Here is an 11,570-nt window from a genome sequence, read left to right as displayed (position 1 = left end):
TCTTCTCCTGTGTCTTCTTCCGTTCTGGGCACCGCTGCTGGAGGCATTCCCATGAGACTCACCGTCATCGGCACCGGCTATCTCGGTGCCACCCACGCCGCCTGCATGGCGGAGCTCGGCCACGAGGTGATCGGTGTCGATGTCGACGCCGACAAGATCGCGGCGCTGAGCTCGGGGCGTATCCCTTTCCACGAACCGGGACTTGAGAAGCTGCTCGGCAAGCACCTCGCGTCGGGGCGACTGCGCTTCACCACGTCGTACGAGGAGGCGGCGGCTTTCGGGCAGGTGCACTTCGTGTGCGTCGGCACGCCACAGAGCTACCGGTCCGACGCCGCCGATGTGCGGTACGTCGACGCGGCGTTCGCCGAGCTCGCCCGGCACGCGGCGCCCGACGCAATACTCGTCGGCAAATCGACCGTGCCGGTGGGGACTGCGCGACGACTCGCGGACGCGCACGCCGTAGAGGTGGCCTGGAACCCGGAGTTCCTGCGCGAGGGCTTCGCCGTGCAGGACACACTGCGGCCCGACCGCCTGGTGTTCGGGGTGGAGTCCGAGCGCGCAGGCGCGCTGCTGCGCGAGGTGTACGCGCTGGTACTCGCGGCCGGGACGCCGCTGGTCAGCGTAGACTTCCCGACCGCGGAGCTGGTGAAGACGGCCGCCAATGCCTTCCTCGCCACGAAGATCTCCTTCATCAACGCAATGGCGGAGGTGTGCGAGGCGGCCGGTGGCGACATCGGCAAGCTGGCCGAGGCGATCGGGCACGACGACCGCATCGGCGCCAAGTTCCTGCGCGCGGGTGTCGGCTTCGGCGGCGGCTGTCTGCCCAAGGACATCCGCGCTTTCGCGCACCGCGCCGAGGAGTTGGGGGTGTCGCTCGGCTTCCTGCGGGAAGTCGACGCGATCAACATGCGTCGCCGCGACCGGGTCGTGGAGCTGACCCGCGAGCTGTGCGGGGGCTCGGTCATGGGGGCCAGGGTCAGCGTGCTCGGCGCCGCGTTCAAGCCGGACTCGGACGACATACGCGACTCGCCCGCGCTGAACGTGGCCGCGCGCCTCCAGCTCGACGGCGCCGACGTCACGGTCCACGACCCGGTGGCGATGGACAACGCCCGCAAGGCGTTTCCGCTGCTGGGCTACGCCCTGTCGGCCGAGGAAGCGATCCGTGGCGCGGATGCCGTACTGCATCTGACCGAGTGGGCGCAGTACGGGGAGCTGGATCCGGTCCGGCTGACAGGGCTCGCCCGCACCCCGCGGCTCGTGGACGGCAGAGGCACGCTCGACGGTGCCCGTTGGACCGCCGCCGGATGGGACTTCCGCGCGCCGGGCCGACCGGCCCACCCCCACGCCGCGGTGATCAAGGAGAGATGATGGACCGTCACATGCCCACGGTGTGGGGGGGCACGCCGCTCACTGTGGTCATGCCGACCTACAACGAGGCCGCCAATCTGCCGCGCATGGCGGAGCTGGTCATGTCACTTGCGCTGCCGGGGCTCCACCTCAAGATCGTGGACGACTCCAGCCCCGACGGCACCGGCCGGATCGCTGAGGAACTGGCCGAGAAGTACAACGCCGACGGGCAGCGCCGGATGAGTGTGCTGCACCGCACCGCGAAGGACGGACTGGGCAGGGCATACGTGGCCGGGATGACCGCGGCCCTGGACGAGGGCGCCGCGTTCGTGATGCAGATGGACGCCGACGGCAGCCACCCGGTGGAAGCGGTGCCGCGGATGCTCGACACGGCGCTGGCCACCGGCGCGGGGTTCGTGGTCGGCAGCCGCTATGTCGAGGGCGGCTCGCTCGCCGAGGACTGGCCGTGGCACCGGCAGTTGCTGTCGCGGTTCGCGAACCGGTACGCCCGTACGATCCTGGGCGTCAAGATCCGGGACATCACGGCGGGGTTCAATCTCTGGAACGCGCGGACCCTGCGCAAGCTGGACATGGCGGTGATGGACAGTGCCGGTTACAGCTTCCAGGTGGAGTTGAAGTACCGGGCGGTACGGGCCGGTCACCGCGGCGTCGAGATCCCGATCCGGTTCGAGGAGCGCACCGAGGGTGTCTCGAAGATGAGTCTCTCGACGCAGTTCGAGTCCGCGCTGGTGCCGCTCAGATTGCGGCTGCGGCTGCGCAACCGCTGACCGGACGGGACCGGTGGCGGGGAGCCCGGAGTTATCGGGGCTGGGCTTCCCGCTGTCCGGCCGGCCGGACCCGGGGCACTGTACGGAGGGCGAGGGTTTCCACTTCCTCGAAGACACCGTGTGCTACATCGGTGAACACGCCGTGGACCGCGCCCGCGAGTACGGGAGTGGTCACGGCGGCCGCCTGGAAGATCCATGTCCGGTAGGACCAGAAGCGAAAGAGCGTCGCGACGCCGATGCCCACGAACTTGAAGAAGTTGTTCAGCAGCGGGCTGTCCAGCCCCAGGCCGTACGTCGCGGCGAAGAGCACCCCGTTCTCGATCAGCAGACCGATCGCGCTGAAGAGAAGGAACAGGGTCAGCTCGCGCCGCCGGCTGCTGTGGACACGGTCACGGTAGGTGAAATACCGGAAGCCGATGTAATTGCCCAGAATCGCGGCCCCGGTGGCTATGACGCTCGCCCTGACGGTCTGTACGTCCGTGGTGGCCCGGACGAGATTGAACACCGCGATGTTCACCACGATGCCGGAAAGGCCCACCAACCCGAATTTCGCCACCTCGCGATAGAGCTTCCCCAGCTGCGAAGGCAGCGCATGCCGACCACCTATTCCTGCTGCCCCACCCCTGGAGTCCGCACGCACGTGTGTACGCCTATAGGCGTATCGCATGGATGCTACGGCTTACGGCTGGGCTTGTGGTCGGGCTTTCGACCGGACTCACGGTCGGGCCTTCGGCGGCGCGGCGGTACGGGGTATACCTGCTGTGCTCGCGCGGCCGACGGCCTGGCCCTGGCCTTCACCGACGGTTTCGGCAGCATGGATTCAGGCCCCGTCCCCACCACCGCGCCCGGTGTAGAAGGCCACCGTCAAGTCCTTGACCAGCGCGTTCCGTTCGTAATCGTCGAGCTCCACGAGGCCGCGGGCGGTCAGTCGGCTGACCGTGTCGTCCACCGCGTCGACCACCGAAGTCAGCACACTGTCGCGGTGTCGGGCGTCAATGGCGGCAATCCTGCGACGCTGCATCGCGGCGGCGAGCTCCGGTGCGTACTCGATGCCGGTCGGCTGCGCTGAGTACACCTCGATGCCCACCGGCTCGCACTCCGCCTTCAGCATCCCGGTCAGCGCGTCACCGACCGCCTCCGCGTTGCGCAGCGTGTGGGCGTCCTCGTGGAACGCGTCGGCGGGGAGCTGCGAGAAGACCCGAGCCATCGCCGCCTCGACCTGCTCGCGCAGATACTTCTCGTGGTCCGCCACCCCGAGCATCGCCCGCACGGTGTCCTTGATCCGCCACACGACGAGGACGACGACGCGCAGCGCCGTACCGTTCGCATCCACCGCGGGCAGCGGTTCACTGCGCCAGTGCCGGAGCCGTACGTCGACCCGGCGACGCCGCAGCAGCGGGCTGACCCATACGAGCCCCGTCCGCCGCACGGTCCCCCGGTAGTCGCCGAAGAGCGTCATCACCCATGCGTGCCCGACGCGGCCGCGAGTCAGACCGCCGAGCGCGAAGAACACCACGGTCACCAGGGCGGCGAGCGACGCCCATGCCCCGATGCCGATGCCGTCGTGCGCGTGCGAGCCGATCCCGAGCCGGGCGAGCACCCCGGCGGGCAGTGCGCCGGCCCACCACAGCACCGCCCCGCCGCCGGCGATCCCGGCCAGCCCGGCGAGCACCCCCGCCCACCCGGGCAGCGCGGTCCACGGCTTCTCGGTCAGCCGCGGATCGCCCACCGGCGCGGGCCTGGTGGGCGCCTGCATCCGCGCCTCGTGCGCCACGGGCACCCGCCGCGGGCCCGCCACCTGCTCGCCGGCACCGGCCCCCAGGGCGAGATCGGAGGCGAGAGCGGCGGCGCCGGCGTGCTCGGACGCGCCACGGAAGGGGAGGTGCAGGGGGGTGGTGTGCTTATGGGCGATGACGATGCGCCGCCGCCCGGTCACGGCGTCGTCGGGTTCCGGCACCGACACGGGGGCCGATTCGGATTCCTGTACGAGGATGGCTTCGGCGGCCGAGGCGGGCGCCGGCTCCGTGGGGGGCGGTGTGCCGTGCGGCGCGTCGGGGCCGGGTTCGGTCCGAGCCAGCTCCGCGGTGTCGGACAGGGCGTCCAGGAGCGGGCGGGCCGGCGGGCCCGAGTCCGGGTCGAGGGCCGGCGCCGAAGCCGCGGCCGGAACCGACACCGAGGCCGTACCGAGGGCGGGGTCCGTCGCGTCAGCCGGGAGCAGGTCGAGCACGAGGTCGAGGGCAGCATCCGAGCCGGCTCGCGCCTCCGCCCCCGCACCGGAGCCGCCCCCAGCCTCCCTACCCGCAACCGATGCCGGACCGGAGCCCGGCCACACATCCGCACCCGCCTCCGAGCCGGCCTTCGCCTCCGTCCCCGTACCCGAGCCGCTCCCGGCATCCGTGCCCGGGACCGATCCCGGGTCGGCGCACGGCCGGGCGGCACCCGCCTCCCAGTCGGCCCCGGCGCCTCCGGCACCCTCCGTGTCGCCCAGTACGCCGCTCATCGGCTCCCGTTCCTTTCTGTCCTCCGGGTCTCCGGAGCTGTCCGCCACCGTGGATCGCATTCCCGCCTCCGTCATGTCCGTGTTCTCACGCGAAGAGTCGCCGCCAGGTCTCCGGGCCGGGGTAACCGTCGGCCTCGGTGCCCCGCCAGCCCTGGGCCCGTTGGAAGGCCTCGACGTTGCGCCGGTCCGCCTCGGTCCACCGGGGTCCGGGGCCCGACGTGTAGTACGTGCCGTATCCCTTCTTCACCAACTGCCTGCCGAGCCTGTCGACATGGCTGTTGGACCGACCCGGCCGGAAATGGACCCGGCCCGGGAAGGCCGGGGCCGCATGCGAACCGCCCCCCTGACTGCCGCCGCCCGTGCTTCCGCTTCCGCTCACCGGAATGTCGCGGCCGGTCCCGTTCATCAGCAGGCGCCAGGTGTGCGGGCCGGGGATGCCGTCGGCCTCCTTGCCCTTCCAGCCCTGCGCTCTCTGGAACGCCCGGGTCGCACGCCGGTCGGCGTCGCCCCAGCCCGGCCCGGGTCCGACCTTGTAGAAGCGCCTTCCGCCGCGGTCCACGAGCATCCGCCCGAGCTGGGTGACGTACGTGTTGCTGACGCCCGGACCGAATGTCCTGGTGCCCGGGAACGCCGACGCCGACCCGCCGCCTCCCGCTCCGGTTCCGCTGCCCTCCGCTACGGTTCCGGTGGTCAGCCCCTTGTAGCGGTACGGGACGTACTTGCCCGAGTTGGTCCAGTAGGCCATGGGCGTCGTCTGCTTGCGCGTGTGCGCGGGAGTCTGTTCGTAAGCCGTGTAATGGATGTGCGTGTAGTCGGTCCAGCCTCCGAAGATCGTGACGTGCGAGCCCTTCGAAGGGTTGGCCAGGTTGTGGAAGAGCAACATGTCGCCGGGCTGCAGCTCCGCGCGCGCGATCCGGGTCCCGTACTCGGCGAGGCTGCCGGTCCACTCGTTGCGCTTCAGTTTCCAGGCCATCGACAGATAGCCGGAGCAGTCCTGCCGATACCCGTCGGACCAGTATTTCGCCACGTCGTACGGGACCTTCGCGCTCACCCACTTCTTGGCCCGGTTGATGATGTCCGCCCGGGTCACCTTGCTCAGTGCCGGTTTCGAACCGCCGGACGACGGCGGTCCCGGGCTCCCGGCACCGCTCAGCGGACCGGGCACGCCCTGCGGATTACCCACATCCGGATCGGCCGGACCCGGATCGCCCACATCGCCCGGATCCGTCGTCCCATCCGTCGAGGCGGACCCGGGCGCGAGCCCGGCCACCGCGCTCACCGACTCGGCCGCGCCGGCGCTCAGCACCACGCCGGCCGCCGCGGCCAGCACCAGCGCGCGCCGCGCACCATGCGCCGCGGGGTGCCCTCCGAACCGCGTGGGCAGGGCGCGAGCGGCGGCGCGCCGCCCGGCGGCGCACCCCGCGCAGGAGCAGTCGACGGCGGGCGCGTACTCCTCGAAGGCCGGCACGGTCATGCGTATCCCCTCCGCACTCGTCAAGATCTTTGGGCGCATCTGTACGGGCGTCAGTGTCCAACTCTCCTGACATATTGCATTTTGACTTATAAAACAGACAAAACGACCATCCGACAGGCCGTGACGGTCCGGAAATGGTCAGGAGCACCCCTTGGATCGGGTAGAGTTATCCAGGTCAGCAGGCGCCGCTAGCTCAGTTGGTTAGAGCAGCTGACTCTTAATCAGCGGGTCCGGGGTTCGAGTCCCTGGCGGCGCACGCAGAGTCAAGGCCCTCTCACTTCACGTGAGGGGGCCTTGTTCGTACGCCATCACCCCACCCGCGTCCGGCGGGCGACCCCCGAGCCGTCTCCCGAGGGTCGAAAAGCTCCCCCATGCACCCCCATGCGCCCCCTCCGCTAGAGGCACCCAAATCGCACATATGATCGACAACTAGCCCATTTCACCCTTGCGATCACGACCTGGGTCATACAACCTGTCATGGGGTCATCAGCCGCAACCGAGCTGATGACGCCCGCAGTTGGGGGCAGCAACAGGGGGAAGTTCCGGTTTGCGCGTACCGCGGGATGGGGGTCCCGCTCATGGACGGATGCCGAAGGGGCACCGGGCGACCGGAAGGCCGCCTTCCCGCGAGGGGAAGGCGGCCGCCAGAGAGGTCGTCCGCCGCGATCGAGGGGATGCGCGGCGGACGAGACGACCGACCGCGCAGCCGGCATGCGCGCAGGGGGATGACCCATGACGTCGACGCCGACAGGCGCCCGGCAGGACAACGACCCTTCCCGGACCACGCAGCTGCGGATACTCCCGCAGCCCCGGACCGGGGGCCGGCGCCACCCGAAGACGGCGCTGCCCCGCTACGACTACGAGCACTACAGCCGGCTCGCCGGGCCACTGACCCAGCCCGATCCGAGCAGACCGTACTCCGTACCGCTCGCTGCTCTCGCAGGAACCGCACAGACTCCGCGCGGCGCTCCTGCTCGGCGCCGCACCGCTCGTCTCGCTCGGCCTGTTCGCCTGGCTGATGCAGCCCGAACACTGGACCCAGCGCGATCCGAACCTCAAGAACGACACGCTGCTGATCCTCGACATCGTCATGCTCGTCTCGATCGGTCTGATCGAGCAGCAGTTCCTCTTCCACGCGCTGATCCAGCGCGCGGGCAACCGCTACGGCGCCCCGATGTTCGTCGGGACCAGCAACGCCGTGCGGATCTCCGCCCTCAAACAGATCGGCGGTCTGTACGACTCGATCACCGAGGACATGGCGACCGGCTTCGAGATGCACCGCGCGCGCAACCCGCACACCGGCCGGAAGTGGCGCTCGGTCCACACCCCGGACGTGCTGGCCGTCGGCGAGGGCCCGACCGCGTGGACGGACTTCTTCACCCAGCAGCTGCGCTGGTCACGGGGGACGTACGAGACGATCCTCAAGCAGTACTGGAGAGGGATCGGGACGCGTTGACCGCGAAGCCGTCCGCGTCCGCGATGCCCGCCTGCCGGAGCGGCCGGAAGAGCGCGTCCGGAGTGTGCCAGCCCGCGTTGCCCGCGTCCATGTACACGCGTGTGTGCGGCAGTCGCTTCAGCCGTTGCACGGCACCCCCCAGCAGGTCGTACCGCTCCTCGTGGAACTCCTTCGGGGTACAGCCGTCGATCAGGTGCAGCAGCGCGTCCGGCTCCAGGATCACCGTGGTGCGGCGGTCGCCGATGCCCTTCGCCACGCCCTCCAGCCAGGCACGGTACGCGTCGCCGTCCGCGGCTCCGCCCTTCGAGAACTGGCCGCAGTCACGGTGCGGGATGTTGTAGAGAACCAGCAGCGCCTCCCGGTCGGCCTTCCGGGCCGCCTCGGTGAAGCCCAGGTGCACCTCATCCACCGGACGGTCCGCTACGCGGACTTGCCCACGGACGGCTTCTCGCCGGTCAGGTACGCCGAGACGACCACATTGGCGTTGTACTCGTGCGACGCGCGGTCGAACGTGCCGCCGCAGGTGATCAGCCGCAGCTCCGCCCGGCCGTCCTTGTGGGGCCCGTAGGCCTTGTGGGCGTCGAAGCGTTCCCGGGTGAAGACCTGGACGTCGTCGATGGTGAATTCGGCGACCGAGCCGTCCGTCCGGACGACCCGGATCTTCGCGCCGGGGCGGGCCGCGCTCAGTCCGTAGAAGACGGCCGGTTTGGTCTCGGTGTCGACGTGGCCGACCAGAAGCGCGGCGCCCGCCGCACCGGGTCGGGTGCCGCTGCCGTACCAGCCGACGGTCTGCGGTTTCGCGAACGGTGGCGGGTCGATCGCTCCCGCCTTGTCCAGGCCGCGGGCGACGACGGGGGCCCGGACTCCTATCGAGGGAATCTCGATGCGTTCCGGCGCCGCACCCTTGATCGGGGCGTGCGCCGCGGGCAGCGGTACACCGTGGGGGCGCCCGACCGCCGCGATGTCACCGGTGGTCGGGGCGGAGCTCGCGCCGGAGCCGTCGGCGATGCCGCGGCCCCAGAGACACAGGCCCAGCAGCAGGATGGCCCAGGCCACTCCGGTGAGCAGCCGGCCGGTCCCTGCCGGGCGGTCCGAGGCGGTCATCTCGCTCGGTCCGCGGCCGGGCGGCGGCGGGCGCTGCGGAGGGCCACGGCGACGGCCGCGACAGCGGCCAGGGCCAGCCCGAGCACGGCGTGCGCGGTACCGGGGCCGCCCTGCTCGGCCGTCTGGTCGGAGACGGCGGTGCCTCCGCCACCGGCCCGGACCGGGGCGATCGGGGCGAGCGGTCCGGAAGGGTCGCCTGCGGCGACGGTGACGGTTCCGGACACCCTGGTGGCGTTGTCGCCGTCACAGGTCACCCAGATGTCGTACGCGCCGGGCGTGGCGTCGGAGCGGATCCTGGCCCGGGTGGAGAACCCGCCGCGGTCGTCGGCCGTGAGGCGCGCATCGGAGGCGAAGGCGTCGGAGACCCCTTTGGCCTCCTTGCCCTTGCAGCCGTCGACCTGCAGGTCCACGTCGTCGCCGGGGGCGAGGGAGGACGGGGTCACCGAGAGGGTGGCGTGGGACTTCGAGTCCTTCTCGGAGCCGGAGCCGGAGCCGGAGTCGGAGCCGGCCAGTGCGGCGGAAGCGGGTATCAGGGTCGCCGCGATCACCGCGGCCCCACAGAACGTGAGGGGTATGGAACGCATCGTGAACCTCCTGATGGCAGGTTCACGCGTCCGGCGGCTTTTCGCATCCGCAGGGGTGAGGGAATGGGCCGTGCGGGTGCAGGGCCTGCCCTTCGGATCCGGCCTGAATCCGAAGGGGAGGCCCTGGGCGGTGCCGGGAACGAGCGGGGCGGGGAAGGCGCGCAGACGGTCTTCCCCGCACGGCACTCAGCCCACGTCGACGAGGTCGACCAGATCGGCGATGGAATCGACGACCGTGGACGGCCGGAAGGGGTATTTGTCGATGTCGGCCACTGTGGTGAGACCGGTGAGGACCAGGAACGTCTGCATCCCCGCCTCCAGGCCGGCCAGCACATCGGTGTCCATCCGGTCGCCGATCATGGCGCTGGACTCGGAGTGGGCGCCGATCGCGTTGAGCCCGGTGCGCATCATCAGCGGGTTGGGCTTGCCCGCGAAGTACGGGGCCTTGCCGGTGGCCTTGGTGATGAGGGCAGCGACGGACCCGGTGGCGGGCAGGGGGCCCTCGGCGGACGGGCCGGTCTCGTCCGGGTTGGTGCAGATGAAGCGGGCGCCGCCGTTGATCAGCCTTATCGCCTTGGTGAGCGCCTCGAAGCTGTACGTACGGGTCTCGCCGAGGACCACGTAGTCCGGCTCGTGGTCGGTGAGGACGTAGCCGATGTCGTGCAGAGCGGTGGTGAGCCCGGCCTCTCCGATGACGTACGCCGTGCCGCCGGGCCGCTGGTCGTCCAGGAACTGGGCGGTGGCCAGGGCGGAGGTCCAGATGTTCTCCACGGGCACGTCGAGACCCATGCGGTCCAGGCGGGCGTGGAGGTCGCGGGCGGTGTAGATCGAGTTGTTCGTGAGGACCAGGAAGGGCATCCCCGAGTCCCGCAACCGCTTGATGAAGGCATCCGCCCCAGGGATCGGCGTCCCCTCGTGGATCAGGACTCCGTCCATGTCGGTGAGCCAGGATGAGATCGGCTTGCGCTCTGCCATGCGGGACTCCTGCCGTACGCCGTGTGCGGGGACGCCGGCGGCACCGCGTTGTGCAGCGCCGACATCCCCGATTTTAGGCCGCCCGTTCAACCAGCCGATACGGCCGGAACGCCCGGTACCGAATCACCCGGTGCCGGATCACCGGTGCCTGGACCGTCCGGTGCCGCCCTCGGGACGGTCCAGACCCGTTACCTTTGCGCGATGATCCGTCCAAGTCCCTTTCCCTCAAGGTGAATCGCCGGCCGGCGGTCAGCTGCCGGTGGCCGACTTCCAGGCTTCGACATACGTGTCCAGGTTGGCGCCGAGGTCCGACCAGTCGGGCTCGAAGACCTCCACCCCGTTCATCAGCTTGCTGAGCGCGATGGCGTTCGCGTCGGTGGCCTCGACGTCCTTGCGGGCGGAGAAACCGCCGCCGACCGCGCTGACGTCCTTCTGTGCCTGCTCGGAGAGCATGAAGTCGAGCAGCTTCTTGCCGTTGGCGCTGTGCGGGGCCTTGTTGACCAGGCCGGCCGCGTACGGCAGAGCGAAGGTGGTGGGCTTGCCGCCCTCCTTCGCGGGGAACCAGATGCCGAGGTTCGGCATGTCCTTGGACTGTGCGTAGTTCATCTGGACGTCACCGTTGGCGGCGAGCAGTTCGCCCTTGTCGACCTTGGGGGCGAGCTTGCCGGTGGAGGCGGACGGGCCGACGTTGTTGGCCTGGAGCTTCTTCAGGTACTCCATCGCCGGCTCCTTGCCGCCGAAGTCGTGCATGGCCTTGATCAGTACGGCCGTGCCGTCACCGGCGACTCCGGGAGTGGAGTACTGGATCTTGTTCTTGAACTTTCCGTCGAGCAGCTCCTCCCAGGTGGTGGGCGCCGACTTCAGCTCCTTCTTGTCGTAGATGAAGCCGAAGTAGTTGTTGACGACGGAGGTCCACTTGGAGTCGGACGCCTTGTCGGCGCCGTCGACCTTGTCGGAGCCGGCCGGCGCGTACGCCGTCAGGAGGCCCTTGCTGTCGGCCTGCTGGATGAACGGCGGCAGGGTGACAAGCACATCGGCCTGGGTGTTGGACTTCTCGCGGACGACGCGCTGCACCATCTCGCCGGAGCCGCCCTCCACGTACTTGACCTTGATGCCGGTCTTCTTCTCGAAGTCCTTGAAGACCTTGTCGTACCAGCCGTCGCCGTTCTCACCCTTGAGGCCGTCCGCGCTGTAGACGGTGACGACCTTCTCGTCGGAGGCGGCCGAGGAGCCACCGCAGGCGGAGAGGGTGGCGGCGAGGGCGAAGCAGCCGGTGACGGCGGCTACGGGCTTGAGGTGGTTCTTGCGCATGGCAGTCGTATCTCCTGGATGTCGGCCGGAA

At 70.0% G+C, this 11,570-nt stretch carries 9 protein-coding genes, 1 tRNA gene and 2 pseudogenes; 4 read left to right on the top strand and 8 right to left on the bottom strand.

Annotated features, from left to right (window positions below):
* Nucleotides 1-51 precede the first annotated feature (51 nt).
* Both ACGFSA_RS02420 and ACGFSA_RS02415 read left to right on the top strand, forming a co-directional pair.
* Complete coding sequence (locus tag ACGFSA_RS02420) at nt 52-1,368, top strand: UDP-glucose dehydrogenase family protein (protein WP_393298507.1); 1,317 nt, start codon at nt 52-54, stop codon at nt 1,366-1,368.
* On the top strand, nt 1,365-2,135 hold the full coding sequence (locus ACGFSA_RS02415; protein ID WP_393298504.1) for a polyprenol monophosphomannose synthase: 771 nt from the start codon (nt 1,365-1,367) through the stop codon (nt 2,133-2,135). The genes ACGFSA_RS02420 and ACGFSA_RS02415 overlap by 4 nt, the downstream gene beginning before the upstream one ends.
* Nucleotides 2,136-2,166: 31 nt before the next feature.
* Here the strand turns inward: ACGFSA_RS02415 and ACGFSA_RS02410 are convergent, their stop codons facing one another.
* From ACGFSA_RS02410 to ACGFSA_RS02400, 3 genes are all read right to left on the bottom strand, one after another.
* Nucleotides 2,167-2,742 (bottom strand): GtrA family protein, encoded by a 576-nt coding sequence (locus ACGFSA_RS02410; protein ID WP_393299442.1) that lies wholly within the window; start codon nt 2,740-2,742, stop codon nt 2,167-2,169.
* A gap of 213 nt (nt 2,743-2,955) precedes the next feature.
* Nucleotides 2,956-4,635, bottom strand: a complete 1,680-nt coding sequence (locus ACGFSA_RS02405) for an SPFH domain-containing protein (protein ID WP_393298501.1) — start codon at nt 4,633-4,635, stop codon at nt 2,956-2,958.
* A gap of 85 nt (nt 4,636-4,720) precedes the next feature.
* On the bottom strand, nt 4,721-6,109 hold the full coding sequence (locus ACGFSA_RS02400) for a peptidoglycan-binding protein (protein ID WP_393298498.1): 1,389 nt from the start codon (nt 6,107-6,109) through the stop codon (nt 4,721-4,723).
* A gap of 182 nt (nt 6,110-6,291) precedes the next feature.
* On the opposite strand from ACGFSA_RS02400, the gene ACGFSA_RS02395 reads away from it, so the two are divergent.
* Together ACGFSA_RS02395 and ACGFSA_RS02390 are read left to right on the top strand one after the other, a co-directional pair.
* A tRNA-Lys gene (locus tag ACGFSA_RS02395) sits at nt 6,292-6,365 on the top strand.
* A gap of 476 nt (nt 6,366-6,841) precedes the next feature.
* A pseudogene (locus ACGFSA_RS02390) lies at nt 6,842-7,559 on the top strand (glycosyltransferase family 2 protein); the annotation flags it as partial.
* On the opposite strand, the pseudogene ACGFSA_RS02385 reads toward ACGFSA_RS02390, so the two are convergent.
* The 5 genes and pseudogenes from ACGFSA_RS02385 to ACGFSA_RS02365 all read right to left on the bottom strand — a co-directional run.
* A pseudogene (locus ACGFSA_RS02385) lies at nt 7,555-7,956 on the bottom strand (glycoside hydrolase family 6 protein); the annotation flags it as partial. The pseudogenes ACGFSA_RS02390 and ACGFSA_RS02385 overlap by 5 nt on opposite strands.
* A 29-nt stretch (nt 7,957-7,985) precedes the next feature.
* Nucleotides 7,986-8,669: a class F sortase gene (locus tag ACGFSA_RS02380; protein WP_393298495.1), complete on the bottom strand. Its 684-nt coding sequence runs from the start codon at nt 8,667-8,669 to the stop codon at nt 7,986-7,988.
* Entirely contained in the window at nt 8,666-9,253 is a 588-nt protein-coding gene (locus tag ACGFSA_RS02375; RefSeq protein ID WP_393298492.1) for a hypothetical protein, read from the bottom strand. Before ACGFSA_RS02375 ends, ACGFSA_RS02380 begins: the two co-directional genes overlap by 4 nt.
* 186 nt (nt 9,254-9,439) lie before the next feature.
* Nucleotides 9,440-10,228 (bottom strand): HAD-IIA family hydrolase, encoded by a 789-nt coding sequence (locus ACGFSA_RS02370; RefSeq protein ID WP_393298490.1) that lies wholly within the window; start codon nt 10,226-10,228, stop codon nt 9,440-9,442.
* A 249-nt stretch (nt 10,229-10,477) separates the two neighbouring features.
* Nucleotides 10,478-11,539 carry a 2-aminoethylphosphonate ABC transporter substrate-binding protein gene (locus tag ACGFSA_RS02365; RefSeq protein WP_393298487.1) on the bottom strand — a complete coding sequence of 354 codons (1,062 nt, stop codon included), beginning with the start codon at nt 11,537-11,539 and terminating at the stop codon, nt 10,478-10,480.
* Nucleotides 11,540-11,570: the final 31 nt, after the last annotated feature.

Source organism: Streptomyces sp. NPDC048496, assembly GCF_043200055.1.
In the GTDB taxonomy this organism is placed as follows: domain Bacteria; phylum Actinomycetota; class Actinomycetes; order Streptomycetales; family Streptomycetaceae; genus Streptomyces.
The sequence above is the reverse complement of the archived record's forward strand: the minus strand, read 5'-3'. Positions and strand labels throughout refer to the sequence as shown.